Below are 22,731 nucleotides of genomic sequence, written 5' to 3'. Positions count from 1 at the left end.
GGGCGCATTGCGCGCCCGCCCGAACCATTACGCGGTGCGGCTGTGCAGCGGGGTCGGTACCAGGTGTGGGACTTCACCCTGCACACGGGCACCGGTGGCTGCGCGGATCAGCAGAATTTTCAGCTGGTCGTTGATGCGCTCCAGGCTGTCCTGGAAGAAGTTGTGGAACACCACGCAGAACAGCGCGATGGCGATCCCCAGGCCGGTGGCGAACAAGGCCGTACCGATACCACCGGAGATCTGGCCCGGGTCGGACACGCCGGCACTGGCCAGTGCCTTGAAGGTGTCGATGATGCCCAGGATGGTCCCGAGCAACCCCAGCAGCGGGGCGGCAGTGGTGATGGTCTCGATGATCCACAGGCTGCGGGCCAGCGGCGCGCGGGTGGTCAGGTACTGGGTTTCGATCACGTCATCCAGGTCCTTGCGCGAGCCGTGGCTGGCTTTTTGCGCCAGCACCGGCCGCACCATGGTCAACGGCAGGCTGTCGCGACGGGTCAAGCTTTCCGGCAGGTCGCGTTCGCTGTGCACGTTGGCGCCCAGCACCTCGGTCAAGGCGCGCGCTTGACGGCGCACATAGGCGAAGAAAATCCCGCGTTCGATGGTGATAAAGATCGCGATGGCCATCGCGGCATACATCACATAAAACGTGATGTCGTGGAGCACATTCATGTCCATGTTCACTTACCTCGCAGTTAGAAATTGGCTTCCAGGGAAACCGTCACGGTGCGTTCCAGGCCCACGATGTACGCCGGGTCGCCGTCGCGGAAACCGCCGTAGGTGGCCGAGTTGGTCTTGGTGGTGTACACGCCGTCCAGGTACTTCTTGTCGAACAGGTTGTCGACGTTCAGGCGCAGGGTCGCGTCCTTGACCACCTTCTTGTCCACCGGCAGGTAGATACCGGCGCCGGCGTTGAAGACGGTGCGCCCGGAGATCGCCTCGTCGTTGGTCAGGTCGCCGTAGAGCTTGCTGGTGTACTTGCCGCCGAAGGTGCCGTAGAAGCGCCCATCGTCGTAGCCGATGTTGGCGGCCAGCATGTTTTTCGGCACGTTGGCGAACTGCTTGCCACTGGTGGGCAACAGGATGGCCTTGCCGGCGTTGTAGACGGTCAGGTCATCTTGTTGCTCGGCCTTGGTGTAGGTGTAGGAGGTGTAGTAGTTGAAGTGGTTCGGCAGCAGGCCGCTCCATTCCAGCTCCAGGCCGCTGTTGTTGACGGCACCGGCGTTGATGTCGGCGAAGTCGCCGTTGATGTCTTTGGACGACACCTGGCGATCCTTGAACTGCATGTAGAACAAGGTCGCGGCCACGGTCATGTCTTCATCGGTGTAGCGCCAGCCCAACTCGTGGTTCCAGCTGGTTTCCGGCTTGGCGTCGATGGAGCCGGCACCTTTGTCGTACAGCACGTAGTTCTGCGGGATACGCATGTTGCGCGACAGGCTGTAGAACAACTGGTCACGTTCGTCGAGCTGGTACTTGAGGCCGACGTTGGGCAGCAGCTTGTTGTAGGTCTGGTTACGCTTCTCGGCCTGCTCGGTGAGGCTGCCATGGTTGGTGCCATCACGCTCGACGTTCATGTAGGCCAGGCCCGCCACCAGGGTCCAGTCCGGGTTGATGTACCAGGTGTCCTGGGCCCAGACTTTTTGCGCCGGGGTGACGGTGAAGCGGTCGCGACCCTGCACGGTGTTGCCGTTGGCATCGACCACGGCGTTGCCGTCTGGCCAGGTGTCGGTTGGCTTGCCGTTGCTCTTGAGGGCAATGAACGGTTGGGTCTGGCTCTGGCGCGCACGCTCATACCAGTAGCCGAATTGCAGGCTGTGTTCTTCCAGGTCCCAGTTCAGCTTGGTGGTGATGCCCGGGCGCCAGGTCTGGGTGCGGGAAGGGCGGTAGTACACGCCGGTGGTTGAGGAACCGTCGGCGTTGTACTGCGCCGCGGTCGGCAGGTTGCTCAAGTCGAACACGCCGCCCGCGTTGGAGCCGCGGTTCAGCGCGTAGCTGTTCGAGCCCACGCCGCTGCCGTTGCCCCAGTAGTAATACGGGATCACCGACAACGCCAGGTTGTCAGCCAGTTTGAATTGGGTATTGAGCACCCCCGTGAAGGTTTGGAAAGGGTTCTGCGCCAGGGCGTAGTAGCTGTTGACCTTGCCGTTGCTGCCTACGGTCGGCGTGGCAGGGTACGGGTCGTACTTGCGGCCGTTCTGCTGGAACTGGCCCTTGGTGAGCTGGCTGTAGCTGTTGTTGTCCTGCTCGTGGTACTTGAGGATCAGGTTGGCGGTGTTGCCGTTGCCGGCGTCGAAGAAACTGTTCCACTCCACCTTGTCCGCCCGCACGGCGCCCGAGCCGCGCCACATGTCACCTTCGGTATGAGACACCGACAGCCAGTTGCTCAGGCCGTTGATCTCGCCGCTGTTGAGCCGGGCAAAGGTCTTGCGGGTGGCGTTGCTGCCCATGACCTGTTTGACGAACGCGCCGGTTTCCTTGGTCGGGCGAATGGTCACGATGCCGATGTTGCCGCCGCTGGAACCGATGTGCGGGCCGTCAGCTTCCGCCGAGCCTTGGGTGACGAAGATCTGCTCGATGTTTTCCGGGTCGCCCAGCAGGTTGGAGTAGAGCGCGTAGTTGCCGGAGTCGTTGATCGGCATGCCGTCCACCGACATCCCCACCTGGTCGGAGTTGAGCCCGCGCATGGTGAAGCGGAAACCCGACAGGCCGGTGTTGTCTTCGCTGGAGATGTTCAGGCCCGGGGTGTACTTGAGCTTGTCGATCGCGTTACCGGTGGCGGTCTGCTTATCCAGCGCTTCCTTGGTCACGGTGGAGCGGCCCTTGATGCTTTCTTCCTGCACCATGTAGCCGCCACCTGCCGTGGCCTTGCCTTGAACCCCAATCGTCCCGACGTCGCTGTCGTTGGTGTCGGCCATGACCATTCCATGGCCCATGCTTGCGGCAACGAGTGCCAGATGAATCCGTGTGAACCTCATCACTGTCGTCCTGGTGTCGGGTGCTTATTGCACGCTGTAGTTGAAGGTGGCGGTGAAGCGCTGCTCATTGCGCCCCCCGAAGGCTTGCTCGGGGAACGGCTTGACTTGCTTGATACGACGCAAGCTGTTGGTGGCGGCCCGGTTGAGCAACATGCTCGAGGCCTGGGTCTGCAAGCCGGAATCCAGAACGCGACCCTGGCGGTCCACCAGCAGCCAGATCACCACTTCGCCGCTGGGGCGTTCGAGGGAGGCCTGGCGCCCGGTGGGGTACTGCTTGTAGGTGTCCAACTCGTTGCGCAAACCCTTGAGGTAACCGCCTTCCAGCGCCTGGCCGTCGACCTTCGGCGGCGCCGGCGGTGCGGGTGTCGGCGCGGCCTGGGCCACGGCGGCGGGGGCCGGTTTGGCGGCCACCGGTGGCGGCGTCGGTGTTGGGGTTGGCTTGGCGACCACGGGCTTGGGCACAGGTTTTGGCTTGGGCTCAGGCTTGGGTTTTGGCTGCGGTTTGGGCGGCGGCGGCGGCGGGGCCGGCTCGGCCTCTTCGTCCTCGATCACCGGCGGTGGCGGCTCTTGTTCCACCACCGGTTCCGGGATGACTTCCGGCTCGGGTTCGACCAACGCCAGCTCGACCGCCGACTCGTCGTACTTGGGTTCGACCTTCAAGGTCTGGGACTGGATACCCAGTGCAATCAGCACCAGGGCGATCAGGGCCGGGACACTGCCCAGCAGCTGACGCGCACGAAACAGGACGTACATGATCAGGACTTACGCGTGGCAATGGACACGGAGGTGAAGCCACCCAGGCGCAGGGTGTCCATCACTTCCACCAGGCGCGAAACCTCAACGCCCTTGTCACTATTGACGATGATCGTCGACTTGGTATCGGGCTTCTCGGCGGCCTTCAATGCCGGTACCAGGGCGTCCACCGTGAGGTCCTTGCCGTCGAGTTGCAGCTGGCCTTCCAGGCCCAGCGTCAGGATGAATTTGTTCTGTGGTTTGAGCTGCTGCGAGCTGCTCGCGCTGGGCAATTGAGTCTTCATGCCGAGGGCCGGAATCACGTTCAAGCTCACGAGTACGAAAAACACCAGGAGGAACATCATCACGTCGATCATCGGGATCAATTCGATGTGTGCCTTGCGCTTCTTGGGTTCATCCCAGGTTCTCATTCCGCTACCCCGTCGTTGAATTAGGGGCGACACGCTAACAACCAAAAATGACCGATTGGTTAACTTTAATTGACGTTTTTAGGGCTCTAGGACGCGTCTTTCAGACGATTTACCTTGCAGTTTTATGACGTAATGCAAATGACACACAGGGGCTACATTCTTGAAGAATTTATCTCGAGAGCACCTCTGTATGCCGACCGCACTGCCTCATTTGGCGACTCCGCGACTACTATTGCGGGCGCTGGAAATGACCCAGGCCGAGACCCTTTTTGGCCTCGCCAACGGGCCGAAAATCGCCGACAACACCGCGAACATTCCGTCGCCCTACACGCTGGAAACGGCGCAGGAATTTATTGGCGCGATGGGCGATAAATTTCGTGCGGGCGACCTGCTCAGCCTCGGGATGCACCTGCGGGAAAGTGGCGAGCTGATCGGCATGGTCAGCTTGCGTCTGAATGCGCGGCATCACTATGGCCACCTCGGTGGTTGGGTCGCGGCAAGCTGTCGAAACCAGGGCTATGCCGCCGAGGCGGCGAGTGCGGTCACGGGTTACGGGTTCACGCAGCTCGGACTGCATCGGGTGGGCAGCCAGTGCTTTGGTCGCAACAAGGAATCGGCACGGGTGATGGAAAAAATCGGCCTGCGCTATGAGGGTTGCATGCGCGGGGCGTTTCTCAAGAACGGCGTGTATGAAGACTTGCTCGGTTTCGCCGCGCTGCGCGAAGACTGGGAGGCGCGCACATGAGCGGCGAGGTGAACCATGGCCGTCGGCGCATTCTCACGGGGCTGGCGGTTGCTTCGGCTTTTTCGATCCTCAGCCCGTTTGCGCGCAGTGCCGGGGTCGACTATCCGTTCACCCTGGGCGTGGCTTGCGGTGACCCGTTGCCCGATGGGTTTGTGATCTGGACGCGCCTGGCGCCGCTGTTCAATGCCGGGGATGGTCGAGGCGGGTTGAGCCGCCCGGTGCCAGTGCGTTGGCGGGTGGCCAGCGATGCGGCCATGACGCGCATTGTGAAGCAGGGCGAAGCCACGGCGACGGAACGCTTTGCCCATTCGGTGCATGTGGAAGTGGCGGGGCTGGAAGCGGGCAGGCCGTACTGGTACCAGTTCGAAGGCCTGGGCGCGCAGAGCCCGGTAGGCCGTGCGTGTACTACGCCGCCTATGCAGGCGATGGTGTCGGCGCGGTTAGGGTTTGTGTCGTGCTCGCACTGGGAACGCGGTTACTTCAGCGCGTATCGCCACCTGGCGGCTGAGCAGCCGGACCTGGTGTTTTTCCTCGGTGACTACATCTACGACAGTTCCTATGCGGCTGATTCGGGCAAGGTCATTCGCCCCCATGGCAGCGGCAATGCAGTGAGCCTGAGCGACTATCGCAACCGCTATGCCCTGTACAAAACCGATCCGGACCTGCAGGCCCTGCACGCTGCTGCACCGAGCGTGGCGACCTGGGATGATCACGAAGTGCAGAACGACTACGCCAACCGCTGGTCCCAGGACCCGAAGATCCCGGTGGCGCAATTCCTCAAGCAGCGGGCAGCCGCCTACCAGGCCTTCTACGAACATATGCCACTGCGCGCCAGCAGCCTGCCGAAGGGGCCGGACATGCGTATCTACCGGCGCCTGGACTACGGCCGACTGGCGCGATTCCACGTGTTGGATGGCCGTCAGTACCGCTCCGAGCAACCGTGCATCCTCGCCAATGGCAGCCACCAGGGGCACATCGCCGACAACAGTTGTACCGACCTGCGCGACCCTCGTCGCACGATGCTCGGCTGGGAGCAAGAGGCGTGGTTGGACCGAGGTTTTGCCGAGTCCCCTGCGCAGTGGAACGTGATCGCACAGGACCTGCTCGTCGCCCCGTTGATCCAGCGCGACCTGACCAACCACAAGCCGGGGCGCTGGACGGATGGATGGGATGGCTACATGGCCAATCGTGAGCGCATGCTGGCGTCCATCCAGCGGCACCGTCTGAAGAATCCGGTGTTCTGGGGCGGCGATATTCATTCGTTCTGGGTCACGGACCTGCATGCAGACGCCGGTGACCTGGACTCGCCGGTGTTGGCGACCGAGTTCGTCGGTTCATCGGTGACCTCCGACGGCCCGCCCTATGAGCCGTACAAAGCCATTCTGCCGCTCAACCCCCATGTGAAGTTTTTCGACAGCCGCCAGCGGGGGTATGTCTCGGTGGAGTTGCAGGAGCAGCGCATGCTCACCCACCTGCGTGCGATCAGCGACCCGCGTGACCCATTGGCCACGCTCTCCACCCTGCAGTCCTTCGTCGTCGAGCCCGGCCGCCCCGGCGCCACGGTTCTGTAGGAGCCGGCAAGCCGGCTCCTACGGGATTGGGGCGATCAAACGGCAATGTTGTCATTGATGCTGTAACGCACCGACAGCGCCCCCTTTTTCTCGGACAGGGCCAGGATGGTCACTTGGCCCAGTTCGCCCAGCGCCTGCACATGGGTGCCGCCGCAGGCATAGGCAGGTAATTCGCCGAAGCCGACTTCGCGGGTGCCGTCTTCCAGGGTCATATGGCGCGGGTAATCCGCGGCGATCCACTGATCGACCTGACGCTGAAGGGCTTCGGCGTCCATGGCTTGTGCCGCTTCCCCACGGATGAAGGTGATCTTGCCCTCGCCAGGCCAGTGGTGCGCCTTGATCGGCATCCAGCCCAGGCGTTCACCGGCGTTGCCGATCAGATGCCCGGCTGAATGCAGGCGCGTGTGCAGGGCGCGGCGTTGTGCATCGACCCGCGCGGTGATCGGGCCGGGTTGTACAGGTTGATCCACGTAATGCACCACGCGATCGGCTTCCTGAGTGACGCGCAGCACCTGGCTGTCACCGAGCCAGCCGGTGTCGAACGGCTGTCCGCCACCCTGGGGGTGAAAAATTGTCGACTGCACGATGACCGCAAACTGATCCTCGTGGGGCGTGCAGCTCAGCACCTCCAGCTCGGCGGTCAGGTGGTCGTGGGTAAAAAACAGGCGCTCGGTCATCGTCTACATCCGCATCAGGGTTCTGTGGGCAGTATAAATAGTGCGCAGATGGGTGATAATCCGCTCAATTATCAATGGACCTGTGCGTCATGAGCATCAATCTTCCTTTGCCACTGTTGGGCGAGATGGCGATTTTCGTCAAGGTGGTGGAAACCGGCAGTTTCTCCGAAGCGGCGCGACAATTGAGCGTTTCTCCATCGGCGGTGAGCCGCAGCATCTCGCGCCTGGAGAAGGCACTGGCCACGCGGCTGCTGCAGCGCACCACACGCAAATTGCGTTTGAGCGAAGGCGGTGAAGAGGTGTTCAAGCGTTGCCAGGAAATGGTCAACGCGGCTCGCTCGGTGATGGAGATCAGCGGTCAGTTCACCCACGAGGCGGAAGGCCTGGTGCGGGTCAGCGTGCCCAAGGCGGTGGGGCGGTTCGTGGTGCACCCGCATATGCCGGAGTTCCTGCGGCGCTACCCCAAGGTGGATGTGCAGTTGATCCTTGAAGACCGCCAGGTGGACCTGATCGACGACAACGTCGACCTGAGCATCCGCATCACCGACAGCCCGCCACCGGGGTTGGTCGGGCGGCAGTTGCTGCCCATCGAGCATTTGCTGTGCGCCACGCCGCATTACTTGGCCGAACACGGCACACCGAGTCACCCTCATGATCTGCTTGAGCACAGTTGTATCTACCTGGGAGAGACACCGGGGGATTCACGCTGGAAATTTCGCCAGGGCGGCAAGGCGGTGACGGTGGGTGTACGCGGGCGGTATGCGGCGAACCACACGGGCGTGCGGCTGGATGCAGTGTTGCAGCATGTGGGGATTGGCAGCTTGCCGTATTTCACCGCGCGCCATGCGCTGGAGGAGGGGAGCCTGGTGCAGGTGTTGCCGGCGTGGGACTTTATCGCCTCGTACCATGGCGAGGCCTGGCTGCTGCATTCGCCCACGCGGTACCTGCCGCCCAAGCTGCGGGTGTTTATCGATTATCTGGTGGAGTGCATGGCGCGCGAACCTACACTGCGCCGAAGGTAGAAATGCGGTAAAACTGTGGGAGCGGGCTTGCTCGCGAATACGGTGTGTCAGTCGCTGAGAATAATGACTGATCCACCGCATTCGCGAGCAAGCCCGCTCCCACATTTAGATTGCCCTGCGGTCTAAAAGTCAGTGCTTGCTCTGGTCGTCCGACATGGCCAGCAGCTGCTTCTCCTGGTTCCAGTCGAACGGCTCGTCGTTCTGCTCGGCTTCGAAGCGACGCTCTTCCAGGGCCTGGTACAGGTCCAGCTCTTCGTCGGGCATGAAGTGCAGGCAGTCGCCGCCAAAGAACCACAGCAGGTCGCGCGGCACCAGGTGGGCGATTTGTGGGTAGCGCAGGATGACTTGGCTCATCAGGTCCTGGCCCAGGTACTGGCTTTCGATCGGGTCGATCGGCAGCAGGGCGCGCAATTCGTCGAAACGCTCCAGGAACAGCGAGTGGCTTTCCTCGGGAACCTGTTCGGCTTCGCCGACGGCAACCAGGATACTGCGCAGGTGGTCGAGCAAGACGAGATGATCGGCAACGACGTTGGACACGAGATAAGTCCTCTAAAGCAAAAACGGGCGCGAGAGTATATGCCTCTCGCGCCCGTTTTTATATCACCGCCGGGATCAGCGGACTTTACCTTCTGCCTGGGTCAGCTCTTCCTTGCTGAAATCATCCACGTCGATCACCTTGCGTCGTGCCGCTTCGGCGTCACGCAGGGTCTGCGCTTCAGCCGGTTGCAACACGCCAGCGTGCAGCGCGGCATCGATGGCATGCTCGCCAGCCGCCGGTTTGACCTGGCCGCTCTTGAGGCCCTGGTGCAGTTTTTTCTGCAGGGGTTGGCTGGCGCCAAGCAAGTCGTACGCGTGTTGCAGGGCTCCCACCGGATCGTCCGTCGATTGTGGACGGTAGCAACCGGCCAACAATTCTTCGAGAGTCGGGTCGCCCTTGGCCCGGCCGATCACCGCAGCCACTTCGGCATCCAGCACATCGGACGGCCCGGTGTGGCGACGGCCGAACGGGAACACGATCACCCGCAGCAGGCCACCGAGCACCTTGTTCGGGAAGTTGCTCAGCAGTTCATCCAGCGCACGTTCCGACTGGCCCAGGCTTTCTTCCATGGCCCAGGTGAACAGCGGCTCCAGATGGTCCGGCGAATCCAGGTCGTGGTAACGCTTGAGCGCGGCCGACGCCAGGTACAGGTGGCTCAGCACATCGCCCAGGCGCGCCGACAGGCGTTCGCGGCGCTTCAGTTCGCCGCCCAGCAACATCATGCTCAGGTCGGCAAGCAGGGCGAAGGCGGCGGCCTGGCGGTTCAGCGCACGGAAGTAACCCTGGCTCAAGCGGTTGCCCGGCGCTTTCTCGAAATGACCGATGCCGAGGTTCAGCACCAGCGTGCTGGCGGCATTGCTCACGGCAAAGCCGATGTGCTGCATCAACAGGCCGTCAAACTCCTTCAACGCCTGGTCATGGTCTTCACGACCGGCCAGGGCCATCTCCTTGAGCACGAACGGATGGCAACGGATGGCGCCCTGGCCGAAGATCATCAGGTTGCGCGAGAGGATATTCGCGCCTTCCACGGTGATGAAGATCGGCGCACCTTGCCAGTTGCGGCCCAAGTAGTTGTTGGGGCCCATGATGATGCCCTTGCCGCCGTGCACGTCCATGGCGTGGCTGATGCATTCGCGGCCGCGTTCGGTGAGGTGGTACTTGAGGATCGCCGACAGCACCGAGGGTTTTTCACCCAGGTCCACGGCATTGGCGGTGAGCATGCGCGCGCTGTCCATCAGCCAGGCGTTGCCGCCGATGCGCGCCAGGGCTTCCTGGATACCTTCGAAGGCCGACAGCGGTACGTTGAACTGCTCGCGCACCTGGGCGTATTGGCCGGTCACCAGGCTGGTGAACTTGGCCGCGCCAGTGCCGACGGCAGGCAGCGAAATAGAACGCCCGACCGACAGGCAGTTCATCAACATCATCCAGCCCTTGCCGAGCATCTCCTGGCCGCCGATCAGGAACTCCAGCGGGATGAACACATCCTTGCCGGAGTTGGGACCGTTCATGAACGCGGCGCCCAGGGGCAGGTGGCGGCGGCCGATTTCTACGCCCGGGGTGTCGGTAGGAATCAAAGCCAGGCTGATGCCCAGGTCTTCTTCCTCGCCCAGCAGGTGGTCCGGGTCATGGGCCTTGAAGGCCAGGCCCAACAAGGTCGCAACCGGGCCAAGGGTGATATAGCGTTTTTCCCAGTTCAGGCGCAGGCCGAGGGTTTCCTTGCCTTCCCATTCACCTTTGCAGATCACACCCGTGTCGGGCATGGCGCCGGCATCGGAGCCGGCCAGCGGGCCGGTGAGCGCGAAGCAAGGGATATCGTCACCACGGGCCAGGCGCGGCAGGTAATGGTTGCGTTGTTCGTCGGTGCCGTAATGCAGCAGCAATTCGGCCGGGCCGAGGGAATTGGGCACCATCACGGTGGAGGCCAGGTCACCGCTGCGGGTGGCGAGTTTCATGGCCACTTGAGAGTGGGCGTACGCGGAGAAACCCTTGCCGCCATATTCCTTGGGAATGATCAGGGCGAAGAAGCCATGGGTCTTGATGTGCTCCCAAGCGGCGGGCGGCAGGTCCATGGCCTGGCCGATTTCCCAGTCGCTGACCATGGCACAGAGTTCTTCGGTGGGGCCGTCGATAAAGGCCTGCTCTTCTTCGGTCAGTTGCGCCTTGGGGTAGGCCAGCAATTTGTCCCAGTCGGGGCGACCGCTGAACAGCTCGCCATCCCACCATACGGTGCCGGCGTCGATGGCATCGCGCTCGGTCTCGGACATGGGCGGCAGGACTTTCTGGAACCAACTGAACAGCGGCTTGGTGAAGTATTGGCGGCGCAGGTCCGGCAGCAGCAGCGGTGCTGCGACAGCCGCCAGCAACACCCAGAAGATCAGCAGCAGCCAACCCGGTGCGTGGCTCCAGGCGCCCATCGCCAGCAGGTAGACGGCGACCACACCCAGGGCGGGCAGCGGCGCGGTGCGGCGGTGTGCCAGGTAGGCAATGCCGACCACCAGAACCAGTATCCACAACAACAGCATATTCAATCCTCCGTGAAACCAGGGGCGAAACCACCAAGGAGCTTAGTCGGCATCCGAAAAAGCGCGGTGATCGGGGTGTTACGAGTTGTACGGGAAGCACCGGTCGGCAGGCGCCGACATTTGGCCGAATCGTCGTTATCTACAGGGCAAACCTGTCGTTACACTCCAGGCTTGCTTCGGAGATAACGCCCATGGATACGTACCTCAGTCCCAGCCGCTTCATCGATAGTGACCACCCTGCGGTGGTGGAGTTCGCCGAAAAACATCGCGGTCCCAGCGCAGATTTGCGTGACCAGGCAGTCAGTCTCTACTACGCCGTGCGTGAGGCGATTCGCTATAACCCGTACACCTTCAGCCGTGACCCAGGCACCCTCAACGCCAGCTTCGCCCTCGCCACCGGTGAGAGCTACTGCGTGCCCAAGGCCACCTTGCTCGCCGCCTGTGCCCGCCACTGCGGCATACCGGCGCGCATCGGCCTGGCCGACGTGCGCAACCACCTGTCGACGCCGCGCCTGATCGCGTTGCTCAAGAGCGATGTGTTCGCCATGCATGGCTACACCGAGCTGTACCTGCGCGGACGCTGGGTCAAGGCGACCCCGGCGTTCAACAGCCAGCTGTGTGAACTGTTCGACGTGCCGCCGCTGGCGTTCGATGGCCTGCATGACAGCGTGTTCCACGCGTTCAACCGCCAGGGCCAGCGCTCGATGGAATATGTGCTGGACCACGGGCAGTTTCCCGACGTGCCCGAGGCGTTTTTCTTCGCCCATATCCGCCAGTGTTACCCGCACCTGTTTGCCGAGGACATGCCAGAGCTGCTGGGCGACATGCAGAGCGATTTAAGCCGCGCGTGAACCGGCGTATGCTGCTGCGTTCATCAAGCCATGTTCATCAACGATAAGGCGCGGTCATGCTGAAAATCTGGGGTCGTAAAAATTCATCAAACGTCAGGAAAGCACTCTGGTGCGCCGAGGAACTCGGCCTGGACTATGAGGCAATTGATGCGGGCGGGGCTTTTGGTGTGGTCGACACCCCGCAATACCGGGCACTGAATCCCAATGGCCGGGTGCCGATGATCGAAGACGGCGACTTTGTGCTGTGGGAGTCCAACACCATCGTGCGCTACCTCTGCGCGAAGGAAGGTTCCAACTGGTACCCCACCGACTTGAAGGCGCGTGCCAACGCTGAAAAGTGGATGGACTGGACCACGTCCACCCTCGCCGAACCGTTCAAGATTGTGTTCTGGGGCATCCTGCGCACCCCGGCCGACAAGCAGAACTGGGACAGCATCAACGCCGGGCGCCAAACCTGCATCGATGTGCTCAAGACCGTCGACCAGGCCCTCGCCACACAGCCGTATCTGTCGGGCAACGAGATCGGCATGGGCGACATCCCCCTGGGCTGCTTTGCCTACGCCTGGTTTGAAATGCCCATCGAGCGTCCGTCGATGCCTCATTTGGAGGCCTGGTACCAGCGCCTGCAACAGCGCCCGGCCTATCGCAAAGCGGTCATGACCGCGTTGACTTAATACTGACTATTAATACAGGTGACTGTACTTGTGCGGCGCGGGCAGCCAACATGGTTGTCATGCGCCGCCGTTGAATACGCGCGCTGCGCCCTCATCTATTCTTCCAATTCCCTTCTTTGGTGCGTAATCCGATATGAGTTCCGCTCTGTCCATCCGGCAGCTAACCAAAACCTACGGCAACGGTTTCCAGGCCCTGAGTGGTATCGATCTGGACGTTGCCGAAGGTGACTTCTTCGCCTTGCTCGGCCCCAACGGTGCCGGCAAATCCACCACCATCGGTATCCTCTCGACACTGGTCAACAAGACCAGCGGCACGGTGAATATCTTTGGTCATGACCTGGACAAATCCCCGGCGGCGCTCAAGCGCTCCATCGGCGTGGTGCCCCAGGAGTTCAACTTCAACCAGTTTGAAAAGACCTTCGACATCGTCGTGACCCAGGCCGGTTACTACGGCATCCCGGCGAAAGTCGCCAAGGAGCGCGCCGAGCAGTACCTGACCCAGCTGGGCCTGTGGGACAAGCGTGATGTGCCTTCGCGTTCACTGTCCGGTGGCATGAAGCGGCGCCTGATGATTGCCCGCGCCCTGGTGCACGAGCCGCGCCTTCTGATCCTCGATGAACCAACGGCCGGTGTGGATATCGAGCTGCGCCGTTCGATGTGGACCTTCCTCACCGAGCTGAACGAGAAGGGCATCACCATCATCCTCACCACCCATTACCTGGAAGAGGCTGAGCAGCTGTGCCGCAACATCGGCATCATCGACCATGGCACCATCGTCGAGAACACCAGCATGCGTAACCTGCTGGGCCAGTTGCATGTGGAAACCTTCCTGCTCGACTTGAAGAACAACCTGTCGGCGCCGCCGCAGCTGCTCGGCTACCCGAGCCGCCTGGTGGACAGCCATACCCTGGAAGTCCAGGTGGACAAGGCCATGGGTATCACGGCGCTGTTCACTCAACTGGCAGCCCAGAGCATCGAAGTGCTGAGCCTGCGTAACAAAACCAATCGCCTTGAGGAGTTGTTCGTGTCCCTGGTGGAGAAAAATCTGGCGAAGGTGGCGGTATGAGTTCCGAACTGCAACCCAACATCGTCGCGCTGCAAACCATCGTCTACCGCGAAGTGAAGCGCTTTACCCGGATCTGGCCGCAGACCTTGCTGCCGCCGGCGATCACCATGGTCTTGTACTTCGTGATCTTCGGTAACCTCATCGGTCGCCAGATCGGCGACATGGGTGGCTTCACCTACATGGAGTACATCGTGCCGGGCCTGATCATGATGTCGGTGATCACCAACTCCTACGGCAACGTGGTTTCCAGCTTCTTCGGCAGCAAGTTCCAGCGCTCCATCGAGGAACTGATGGTATCGCCGGTATCGCCGCATACCATCCTGATCGGCTACACCCTGGGCGGTGTGCTGCGCGGCCTGATGGTGGGGGTGATCGTGACCTTGCTGTCGCTGTTCTTCACCCACCTGCAGGTGCATCACTTGGGGGTCACCTTGCTGGTGGTGGTGCTGACGGCAACGATCTTCTCGCTGCTGGGGTTCATCAACGCGGTATTTGCACGCAACTTCGATGATATTTCGATCATCCCGACCTTCGTGCTGACGCCGCTGACCTACCTGGGCGGGGTGTTCTACTCCATCACCCTGTTGCCGCCGTTCTGGCAAACCGTGTCGCTGGCCAACCCGGTGCTGCACATGGTCAACGCCTTCCGCTACGGCATCCTGGGGGTGTCGGACATCAAGATCAGCGTGGCGATCACCTTCATGCTGGTCGCGACCGTGGTGCTGTATATCGGCTGTGCCAAGTTGCTGGTGAGCGGGCGTGGGATGCGCACGTAAGCACTGACCTCAACACGGTCAAAAAATGTGGGAGCGGGCTTGCTCGCGAATGCGGTGTATCAGTCAATGAATGTATCAACTGACTGACCGCATTCGCGAGCAAGCCCGCTCCCACATGGGTTTTGTGTGAGGCCTTTATTTCTTGAGGGCTAGCTCGATCAGGGCGTGCAGCTCTTGCACCGAGAGCGGTGCGGTCGAGAACAGGATGCGAAACACCGTCGGCGCGGCGAGCAGGTTGATCAAATGATCCACGCTCGGCGGGGTCGGGTCCGGGTAACGATCGACAATTGCCTGCAACTGCCCGCTCAGGATGCTCACACAGTAGCCGGGCGTGATCATGCACTGCAGGTCACGCATCATGTTGCGCCCCGGCTCCGAACTCATTTCATCCAGGTATTGCTCGGCCCAGGCCTGCAGGTCGCCACGCAGGCTGCCGGTATTGGCCGGCTCGCTGTCCGGGCGCATGCGTGCCAAGGCGACATCCGCCAGCAACACGGAAAGGTCGCCCCAACGTCGATAGATGGTGGAGGGCGTGACGCCCGCGCGCGCAGCAATCATCGGCACCGTCACGCTGGAGCGCTCGTGAGCCTCCAGCAGTTCGCGCGTGGCGTTGTGCACTGATTCCTGGACCCGGGCACTGCGGCCCCCCGGGCGAAGACCTTCTTTAATAGCCATGCCTAAAACCTTAACACAAAGAATTTGCTTTAAGCGCTTTCCGGTAGCACACTCTGCAAAAGCAAAATGTTAGCTTTAGCGGAGCGTGCCGATGTCCAGTCCTACTTCCAACCGTTCGAACCTGGCGTTTCTGGTCGTCACGGTGTTGACCTTTCTCGCCGCCTCCAGTGCGCCGACGCCGCTGTATCAGGTGTATCAGGACAATCTGCATTTTTCGGCGGCGATGCTGACGGTGATCTTCGGCGTGTACGCCGTGAGCCTGCTGGCGGCGCTGCTGACCGTGGGCTCGCTGTCGGATTACCTGGGGCGCAAGCCGGTGATTTTCGTCGCTTTGCTGCTCAATATCGTGGCCATGCTGCTGTTTATCAACGCTGACAGCACCGCCTACCTGATTGCTGCACGCGCCCTGCAAGGTTTCGCCACCGGCACGGCGACGGCGGTATTGAGCGCCACATTGCTCGACACCGACCGCCTGCGCGGCCCTATGCTCAACAGCCTGGCGCCGTTGCTGGGCATGGCCAGTGGCGGCTTGGGCAGCGGCTTGCTGGTGGAATTCGCGCCACACCCGACCCAGCTCATCTACCTGGTGATGCTCGCCTTGATGGTGTTGCAGGCGTTGTACGTGTGGCGTTTGCCCGAAACCGTCAGCCGTATCCCGGGGGCCTTGAAATCCCTCGCACCGACCCTGCATGTGCCCGCGCAGGCCCGCCGTGCGTTGTGGCTGGCGATGCCCCTGAACGTGGCGGTGTGGGCGTTGGGTGGGTTCTTTTCTTCCCTGGCGCCTTCGCTGGTGCGGGCGGCAACGGGTTCGACCTCCCACTTGATCGGCGGCGGCCTGGTGGCGGTGGTGACCTTGAGCGGCGCGGTGATGATCTACCGTTTGCGCGAGTACCCGGCTGACAAAGTCATGCGCTTGTCCGCGCTGTTGCTGGCTGTCGGCGTGGCGTTGCTGTTGGTCGCCGTACAGAGCGCCAGCCTGTGGCTGTTCTTTGTCGCCAGTGTGATCGCGGGCTTTGGCTTTGGCGGCGGCTTCATGGGCAGTATTCGCAGCATCGTCGGGTTGGCGTTGCCCCATGAGCGGGCGGGCTTGATGTCGGCGTTCTACGTGCTGAGCTACCTGGCGTTCTGCCTGCCGGCGCTGTTGGCCGGCAACCTGAGCCGGGTGTTTGGCCTGATCGTGACCACCGACGGCTATGGCGCCGTGTTGATCGTGCTAGCCCTCGGTGCCTTGGGCGGCTTGCTGATGCAGGATTCGGCGCGGGCCAGGGCGACGACAGGCGCGTGATGGGTAATAATCGCCACCCGTACCGCCTGATCGAGGTTCACGCATGAAGATCATCCGCAGCAAGGACTTCACCGGCAGCCGTGCCTGGGAGGCGCTGGACATCGCCAACATGAACGGCATCACCACCCGTCTGCACTGGACCGACCAGCCGTATCGCTGGCACATCAACGACGGTGAAGAAGTCTTCGTGGTGCTCGATGGCCGGGTGCACATGCATTACCGCGATAACGGCTTTGAGCACGTGGCAGAGCTGGCGGTGGGGGATATCTTCTACGCCAGTGTCGGCACCGAGCATGTGGCGCATCCACAAGGCCCGGCGCGAATCCTGGTGATTGAGTGCGAAGGCAGCGTTTGATCGTATATCTGCAAAGTAGATAACAGATAGAGATATTACCCGTTATATAGATATTCGATAGGGTTCTATGATGGTCTCAACCTCATGCGAGGAAGAGGAATACCACCATGACCTGCTCGACTACCCTCCGCTACAAACCCTTCAGTCACCTGACCCGACCACGGGAAGTGATCCGCCAGTTCACCCCCAACTGGTTTGCCGCCACCATGGGCACCGGTGTACTGGCGTTGGCCTTGGCCCAGTTGCCCGTCAACGTGCCAGGCCTGCATGCCATTGCCGAAGCGCTGTGGATGTTCACCATCGGCTTGTTCGTGTTGTTCAGCGCCCTGTACACCGCCCGCTGGGTGATGTTCTTCCACGAGGCGCGGCGGATTTTCGGGCACTCCACCGTCTCGATGTTCTTCGGCACCATCCCGATGGGTTTGGCGACTATCCTTAATGGCTTGCTGCTGTTCGGCCTGCCGCGCTGGGGCAACAGTGTGATCGCCCTGGCCGAAGTGATCTGGTGGCTGGACGTGGCGATGGCCCTGGCCTGCGGCGTGCTGATCCCGTTCATGATGTTCACTCGCCAGGAGCACAGCATCGACCAGATGACCGCCGTCTGGCTGTTGCCGGTGGTTGCCGCCGAAGTGGCCGCCGCCAGCGGCGGCTTGCTCGCGCCGCACTTGGCAGACGCCCATTCGCAACTGGTGATGCTGGTGACCAGCTACGTGTTGTGGGCGTTTTCGCTGCCGGTGGCGTTCAGCATCCTGACCATCCTGATGCTGCGCATGGCCCTGCATAAATTGCCCCACGCCAATATGGCCGCCTCCAGCTGGCTGGCCCTGGGCCCCATCGGCACCGGCGCCCTTGGCATGCTCTTGCTTGGCGGTGACGCACCGGCGATCTTTGCGGCCAATGGCTTGCCCGGTGTCGGTGAGATGGCCAACGGCCTGGGCCTGGTGGCGGGCATCACGCTGTGGGGGTTTGGTTTATGGTGGATGCTGATCGCCGTACTGATCACCATGCGTTACCTGCGCGCCGGTATCCCGTTCAACCTCGGCTGGTGGGGCTTTACCTTCCCGCTGGGGGTGTATGCCCTGGCGACGCTGAAACTGGCGAACGTGCTGCACCTGGGTTTCTTCAGTGTGATGGGCAGCGTGCTGGTGGTGGCCTTGGCGCTGATGTGGCTGATTGTTGCCAAGCGCACGGTGCAGGGTGCCTATAAAGGTGAGCTTTTTGTTTCCCCATGCATTGCAGGACTAGGGAATAAGTAAGCGGGATTAGGTAAAGTCGTGGCCTGTTTTTAATAAAAGCCCAACAGGCCACGCAGGTACATGGACGATGAGCCACCCCTCGCAATTCACTTTGCTGCGCACACGGCGCTTCTTGCCGTTTTTCGTCACCCAGTTGCTGGGCGCCTTCAACGACAACATCTTCAAGCAATCGCTGATCCTCGCCATCCTCTACAAGCTCACCATCGACGGTGACCGCTCGATTTGGGTCAACCTGTGCGCGCTGCTGTTCATCCTGCCGTTCTTTCTGTTTTCGGCGCTGGCCGGGCAGTTTGGCGAGAAATTCAACAAGGACGCGTTGATCCGCGCGATCAAGATCGGCGAGATCGTGATCATGGCCGTGGGCGCGACCGGGTTCATGTTCAACCACCTGGAGTTGATGCTGCTGGCGCTGTTCGCCATGGGCACCCACTCGGCGCTGTTTGGCCCGGTGAAATATTCGATCATGCCCCAGGCCCTGCATGAAGATGAGCTGGTCGGCGGCAACGGCCTGGTGGAAATGGGCACGTTCCTGGCGATCCTGGCCGGCACCATTGGTGCCGGGATCATGATGTCGTCTACCCATTACGCACCGGTGGTGTCCGTGGCAATCGTCGGCGTGGCGGTGCTGGGTTACCTGGCCAGTCGCAGCATTCCACGGGCGGCGGCGTCGACTCCGGGGCTGCGCCTGAACTGGAACATCTTCAGCGAATCCTGGGCTACCTTGCGCCTGGGTCTGGGGCAGACACCGGCGGTTTCGCGTTCCATCGTTGGTAACTCGTGGTTCTGGTTTGTCGGCGCGATCTACCTGACGCAGATCCCGGCGTACGCCAAAGAGTGGCTGTACGGCGACGAAACCGTGGTGACGCTGATCCTCACGGTGTTCTCCGTGGGCATCGCCTTGGGTTCCATGCTGTGCGAGAAGCTTTCCGGGCGCAAAGTCGAAATCGGCCTGGTGCCGTTCGGCTCGTTCGGCCTGACCGTGTTCGGCCTGTTGCTGTGGTGGCATTCGGGTGGTTTTCCGCAGAACGTGCAGGCCAATGACTGGCTGGCCGTGCTCGGTTACGGCCAGGCCTGGTGGGTGTTGTTCGATATCCTCGGCCTGGGGGTGTTCGGCGGCTTCTATATCGTGCCGCTGTACGCGTTGATCCAGTCGCGCACTGCCGAGAACGAGCGGGCGCGGGTGATCGCGGCCAACAACATCCTCAATGCCCTGTTCATGGTGGTGTCGGCCATCGTGTCGATCCTGCTCCTCAGCGTGGCCAAGCTGTCGATCCCCGAGTTGTTCCTGGTGGTGTCGCTGCTCAACATCGCGGTCAACACCTACATCTTCAAGATCGTCCCCGAGTTCACCATGCGTTTCATGATCTGGCTGCTCAGCCATTCCATGTACCGCGTGGAGCATCGCAACCTGGAAGCCATCCCGGATGAGGGTGCCGCGTTGCTGGTGTGCAACCACGTGTCGTTTGTCGATGCGCTGTTGATTGGCGGCGCAGTGCGTCGGCCGATTCGCTTTGTCATGTACTACAAGATCTACCGCTTGCCGGTGCTGAACTTTATCTTCCGCACTGCCGGGGCGATTCCGATTGCGGGGCGCAACGAAGACATCCAGATCTACGAAAAGGCTTTCACGCGGATCGCGCAGTACCTGAAGGAAGGGGAGTTGGTGTGCATCTTCCCGGAGGGCAAGCTGACGACCGACGGTGAGATGAACGAATTTCGTGGTGGCGTGACGCGCATTCTGGAAGAGACCGCGGTGCCGGTGATTCCGATGGCGCTGCAGGGGTTGTGGGGGAGTTTCTTCAGTCGCGATCCGAAGAAGGGGTTCTTTCATCGGGTCTGGTCGCGGGTGGTGTTGGTGGCGGGTGAGCCGGTGGACGGGCCGACGCCCGCGCGATTGCAGGAGGCGGTAGGCGGGTTGCGGGGGAACGTCAGGTAGGTTCGTGCTGAATGAGATGGCCCCTTCGCGGGCAAGCCCGCTCCCATATTTGAAATGCATTCCAAATGTGGGAGCGGGCTTGCCCGCGAAGGCGGTAGTGCTTCAAGCGCTGATCTTGAGCCCTACCAACCCGCAAATGATCAACGCCACACTGGCCAGCCGGAACAGCGCCATGGATTCCCCGAACAGGATAATCCCGGCGATCACCGTGCCCACCGCACCCACGCCGGTCCAGATCGCGTAGGCCGTGCCCAGCGGCAGTTCCTTCATCGCCAGCCCCAGCAAACCCAGGCTGATCGCCATGGCCGCAATGGTCAGGGCAGTGGGCAAAGGCTTGCTGAAACCGTCGGTGTACTTCAGGCCTACGGCCCAGCCGACTTCAAACAAACCCGCAAAAAACAGAATGATCCAGGACATGATGACCCTCTCTACAGACGTGGGGTCGTCCCCGGATTAGGCGCTTGAGAGCGTCGCGAGGTCGTCCCCGCGAAGCTCGGTAGAGTGCCGAATATTGATCGGACGATCAAGTTTACGGCGTGGTTTCCAGTGCGCGACGGTCTTCCTTTTCGCTCATGCGGCGGAAGTAGGTCGAGAGCAATGCCCCGGAAATGTTGTGCCAGACGCTGAACAGCGCACTGGGCACCGCCGCCAACGGCGAAAAATGCGCACTGGCCAAGGCGGCGCCCAGCCCGGAGTTCTGCATGCCCACTTCCAGCGCCAACGACTTGCGCTGCGCCAACGGCAAACCGAACAGGCGGCCGGTGAAATAACCCAGCAGGTAGCCAAAGCTGTTGTGCAGCATCACCACCGCCATGATCAACAGGCCCGACTCGGCGATCTTCGCCTGGCTCGCGGCAACCACCGCCGCGACGATGATCACGATGCTCACCACCGACACCAGCGGCAAGACCTCCACCGCATGGCGCACGCGCTCGCCGAGCAAACGTTGCGCCAGCACGCCGAGCACGATGGGCAGCAGCACCACTTGCAGGATCGACCAGAACAGCTCCATGAACGAAACGGGCAGCCAGGCCGAGGCCAGCAGCCAGATCAGTGCGGGTGTCAGCAGCGGGGCGAGGAGGGTGGTGACGGCGGCGATGGCCACCGACAGCGCCAGGTCGCCTCGGGCCAGCCAGGTCATCACGTTGGAGGAGGTGCCGCTTGGGCAGCAACCGACCAGGATCACGCCGACGGCAATTTCCGGCGGCAGGTGGAAGGCCTGGCACAGCAACCAGGCCACGCCGGGCATGATCACGAAGTGCGCGACCACGCCCAGGGCAACGCGCCACGGGTGGCGGGCGACCTCGGCGAAGTCTTCGAGTTTGAGGGTCAGCCCCATGCCGAACATCACCAGGCCCAGCAGCGGCACGATGGCGCCCTTGAGGCCGATGAACCAGCCCGGTTCGAGGAACGCCAACACGGCAAAGATCAACACCCAGTAGGCGAAGGTATTGCCGACGAAGCGGCTCAAGGCGGCGAGTGCGCGCATGGGGATGTCCTTGTTATTGGTTTCTGGAAGTGGAATGCAATCAAATGTGGGAGCGGGCTTGCTCGCGAATGCAGTGGACCAGTCAATGTATCTGGTGACTGAAGCACCGCATTCGCGAGCAAGCCCGCTCCCACATTTTGATCTCCGCAGGCCTTAGATCCCTTGCGGGGTCTCTTCACCGCCCAACGCTTCAACCAGCGCCGGGATGAAGTCGCCGAACGTCAGCATCATCAGGGTAAAGCTCGCATCCAACTGGCCCAGGGCTTCGTCGCCGCCGTCCTGTTCGGCCTGGTCTTGCAGCAGGTCTTCGAACTTCAGGCGCTTGACGGTCATCTTGTCGTCGAGCATGAAGGACAGCTTGTCCTGCCACGCCAGGGACAGCTGGGTCACGACCTTGCCGGTGGTCAGGTGCAGCTGGATCTCTTCGCCGGTCAGGTCCTGGCGCTTGCAGCGCACGATGCCGCCGTCTTCGTGGGTGTCGCGCAGTTCGCATTCGTCGAGGACGAAGAAGTCATCGGCCGGCTTCTGGGTGGTGACCCAGTCGGTCATGATCGCGGTTGGCGCGGTTTTGACGGTGAGTGGGCGAACCGGCAGGGTGCCGATTACTTCACGCAGGGTCGACAGCAGGTCTTCGGCGCGCTTGGGGCTGGCCGAGTTCACCAGGATCAGGCCCTGTTTCGGCGCGATGGCGGCGAAGGTTGACGAGCGACGGATAAAGGCGCGCGGCAGGAAGGCCTGGATGATCTCGTCCTTGATCTGGTCGCGTTCCTTCTTGTAGACCTTGCGCATCTGCTCGGCCTCGATTTCTTCGACTTTCTCTTTCAGTGCATCACGCACCACGCTACCCGGCAGGATGCGTTCTTCCTTGCGGGCGGCGATCAGCAGGAAGTCACCGCTGACGTGAACCAGGGGAGCGTCTTCACCTTTACCAAACGGTGCGACGAAACCGTAAGTGGTCAACTCCTGGCTGGCACAGGGGCGCGCCAGCTTGGTGGCCATGGCCGCTTCCAACGCCTCGGCATCAACAGGCAGATCTTGGGTCAGGCGATAGATAAGCAGGTTCTTGAACCACATGGGGTGAGTCTCTCCTTTATACAAAGGAGGGCATTATTCTCTTGATAGCGCCCCAGGCCAACCCTGCCTAAGCCATTGGAAGGC

General features: G+C 61.7%; 22 protein-coding genes. 11 read left to right on the top strand and 11 right to left on the bottom strand.

What is annotated here, in order from left to right; translation table 11 throughout:
- Positions 1–27: 27 nt before the first annotated feature.
- Genes ACVWVP_RS09020 through ACVWVP_RS09005 form a run of 4 tightly spaced genes read right to left on the bottom strand, consistent with a single transcriptional unit; the run spans position 28 to position 4,135 of the window.
- Positions 28–675, bottom strand: coding sequence for a MotA/TolQ/ExbB proton channel family protein (locus tag ACVWVP_RS09020; RefSeq protein WP_457405350.1), 648 nt, complete (start codon positions 673–675; stop codon positions 28–30).
- A gap of 17 nt (positions 676–692) precedes the next feature.
- Positions 693–2,972: a TonB-dependent receptor gene (locus ACVWVP_RS09015; RefSeq protein ID WP_259173231.1), complete on the bottom strand. Its 2,280-nt coding sequence runs from the start codon at positions 2,970–2,972 to the stop codon at positions 693–695.
- A 24-nt stretch (positions 2,973–2,996) separates the two neighbouring features.
- A complete protein-coding gene (locus ACVWVP_RS09010; protein WP_176996454.1) occupies positions 2,997–3,725 on the bottom strand; it encodes an energy transducer TonB family protein in 729 nt (242 codons plus the stop codon).
- A 2-nt stretch (positions 3,726–3,727) separates the two neighbouring features.
- Entirely contained in the window at positions 3,728–4,135 is a 408-nt protein-coding gene (locus ACVWVP_RS09005; protein ID WP_005786670.1) for an ExbD/TolR family protein, read from the bottom strand.
- 190 nt (positions 4,136–4,325) lie between these two features.
- Between ACVWVP_RS09005 and ACVWVP_RS09000 the strand changes: the two genes are divergently transcribed.
- Positions 4,326–4,880: a GNAT family N-acetyltransferase gene (locus ACVWVP_RS09000; RefSeq protein ID WP_178921885.1), complete on the top strand. Its 555-nt coding sequence runs from the start codon at positions 4,326–4,328 to the stop codon at positions 4,878–4,880.
- Positions 4,877–6,451, top strand: a complete 1,575-nt coding sequence (locus ACVWVP_RS08995) for an alkaline phosphatase D family protein (RefSeq protein ID WP_457405347.1) — start codon at positions 4,877–4,879, stop codon at positions 6,449–6,451. Before ACVWVP_RS09000 ends, ACVWVP_RS08995 begins: the two co-directional genes overlap by 4 nt.
- Before the next feature lie 35 nt (positions 6,452–6,486).
- On the opposite strand, the gene ACVWVP_RS08990 is transcribed toward ACVWVP_RS08995, so the two are convergent.
- Positions 6,487–7,128 carry an alanyl-tRNA editing protein gene (locus tag ACVWVP_RS08990; RefSeq protein WP_457405345.1) on the bottom strand — a complete coding sequence of 214 codons (642 nt, stop codon included), beginning with the start codon at positions 7,126–7,128 and terminating at the stop codon, positions 6,487–6,489.
- An 89-nt stretch (positions 7,129–7,217) separates the two neighbouring features.
- Here ACVWVP_RS08990 and ACVWVP_RS08985 point away from each other — a divergent pair, with 89 nt between their 5' ends.
- Positions 7,218–8,150 (top strand): LysR family transcriptional regulator, encoded by a 933-nt coding sequence (locus ACVWVP_RS08985; protein ID WP_178921879.1) that lies wholly within the window; start codon positions 7,218–7,220, stop codon positions 8,148–8,150.
- A 129-nt stretch (positions 8,151–8,279) separates the two neighbouring features.
- Here the strand turns inward: ACVWVP_RS08985 and ACVWVP_RS08980 are convergent, their stop codons facing one another.
- Together ACVWVP_RS08980 and ACVWVP_RS08975 are read right to left on the bottom strand one after the other, a co-directional pair.
- Positions 8,280–8,687 carry a PA2817 family protein gene (locus tag ACVWVP_RS08980; protein WP_178921877.1) on the bottom strand — a complete coding sequence of 136 codons (408 nt, stop codon included), beginning with the start codon at positions 8,685–8,687 and terminating at the stop codon, positions 8,280–8,282.
- A gap of 75 nt (positions 8,688–8,762) precedes the next feature.
- Positions 8,763–11,210, bottom strand: coding sequence for an acyl-CoA dehydrogenase (locus ACVWVP_RS08975; RefSeq protein WP_457405342.1), 2,448 nt, complete (start codon positions 11,208–11,210; stop codon positions 8,763–8,765).
- A 191-nt stretch (positions 11,211–11,401) separates the two neighbouring features.
- Between ACVWVP_RS08975 and ACVWVP_RS08970 the strand changes: the two genes are divergently transcribed.
- From ACVWVP_RS08970 to ACVWVP_RS08955, 4 genes are all read left to right on the top strand, one after another.
- Complete coding sequence (locus ACVWVP_RS08970) at positions 11,402–12,061, top strand: transglutaminase-like domain-containing protein (protein WP_178921873.1); 660 nt, start codon at positions 11,402–11,404, stop codon at positions 12,059–12,061.
- Between the two features lie 56 nt (positions 12,062–12,117).
- Positions 12,118–12,735, top strand: a complete 618-nt coding sequence (locus tag ACVWVP_RS08965; protein ID WP_178921871.1) for a glutathione S-transferase family protein — start codon at positions 12,118–12,120, stop codon at positions 12,733–12,735.
- 133 nt (positions 12,736–12,868) lie between these two features.
- On the top strand, positions 12,869–13,801 hold the full coding sequence (locus ACVWVP_RS08960) for an ABC transporter ATP-binding protein (RefSeq protein ID WP_176996445.1): 933 nt from the start codon (positions 12,869–12,871) through the stop codon (positions 13,799–13,801).
- Positions 13,798–14,577 carry an ABC transporter permease gene (locus ACVWVP_RS08955; RefSeq protein WP_178921870.1) on the top strand — a complete coding sequence of 260 codons (780 nt, stop codon included), beginning with the start codon at positions 13,798–13,800 and terminating at the stop codon, positions 14,575–14,577. Before ACVWVP_RS08960 ends, ACVWVP_RS08955 begins: the two co-directional genes overlap by 4 nt.
- A 135-nt stretch (positions 14,578–14,712) precedes the next feature.
- Here ACVWVP_RS08955 and ACVWVP_RS08950 read toward each other — a convergent pair whose 3' ends face one another.
- Entirely contained in the window at positions 14,713–15,252 is a 540-nt protein-coding gene (locus ACVWVP_RS08950) for a TetR/AcrR family transcriptional regulator (protein WP_259173225.1), read from the bottom strand.
- Between the two features lie 91 nt (positions 15,253–15,343).
- Between ACVWVP_RS08950 and ACVWVP_RS08945 the strand changes: the two genes are divergently transcribed.
- The 4 genes from ACVWVP_RS08945 to ACVWVP_RS08930 all read left to right on the top strand — a co-directional run bounded on the left by ACVWVP_RS08945 (position 15,344) and on the right by ACVWVP_RS08930 (position 20,084).
- Positions 15,344–16,537 carry an MFS transporter gene (locus ACVWVP_RS08945; protein ID WP_457405339.1) on the top strand — a complete coding sequence of 398 codons (1,194 nt, stop codon included), beginning with the start codon at positions 15,344–15,346 and terminating at the stop codon, positions 16,535–16,537.
- 43 nt (positions 16,538–16,580) lie between these two features.
- Positions 16,581–16,892, top strand: a complete 312-nt coding sequence (locus ACVWVP_RS08940; RefSeq protein WP_176996441.1) for a cupin domain-containing protein — start codon at positions 16,581–16,583, stop codon at positions 16,890–16,892.
- A gap of 107 nt (positions 16,893–16,999) precedes the next feature.
- On the top strand, positions 17,000–18,148 hold the full coding sequence (locus ACVWVP_RS08935) for a TDT family transporter (protein ID WP_457405335.1): 1,149 nt from the start codon (positions 17,000–17,002) through the stop codon (positions 18,146–18,148).
- A gap of 67 nt (positions 18,149–18,215) precedes the next feature.
- The gene (locus tag ACVWVP_RS08930) at positions 18,216–20,084 is read left to right on the top strand and encodes an MFS transporter (protein WP_259173222.1); all 1,869 of its coding nucleotides are present in this window, start codon (positions 18,216–18,218) and stop codon (positions 20,082–20,084) included.
- Positions 20,085–20,186: 102 nt separating this feature from the next.
- Here the strand turns inward: ACVWVP_RS08930 and sugE are convergent, their stop codons facing one another.
- The 3 genes from sugE to rdgC all read right to left on the bottom strand — a co-directional run bounded on the left by sugE (position 20,187) and on the right by rdgC (position 22,647).
- A complete protein-coding gene (gene sugE, locus ACVWVP_RS08925; protein ID WP_017136389.1) occupies positions 20,187–20,501 on the bottom strand; it encodes a quaternary ammonium compound efflux SMR transporter SugE in 315 nt (104 codons plus the stop codon).
- Positions 20,502–20,613: 112 nt separating this feature from the next.
- The gene (locus ACVWVP_RS08920) at positions 20,614–21,573 is read right to left on the bottom strand and encodes a bile acid:sodium symporter family protein (RefSeq protein ID WP_176996438.1); all 960 of its coding nucleotides are present in this window, start codon (positions 21,571–21,573) and stop codon (positions 20,614–20,616) included.
- Positions 21,574–21,726: 153 nt separating this feature from the next.
- On the bottom strand, positions 21,727–22,647 hold the full coding sequence (gene rdgC, locus ACVWVP_RS08915; RefSeq protein ID WP_010211632.1) for a recombination-associated protein RdgC: 921 nt from the start codon (positions 22,645–22,647) through the stop codon (positions 21,727–21,729).
- Between the last annotated feature and the right edge of the window lie 84 nt (positions 22,648–22,731).

The organism is Pseudomonas sp. TE24901 (assembly GCF_054058375.1).
The sequence above is the reverse complement of the archived record's forward strand: the minus strand, read 5'-3'. Positions and strand labels throughout refer to the sequence as shown.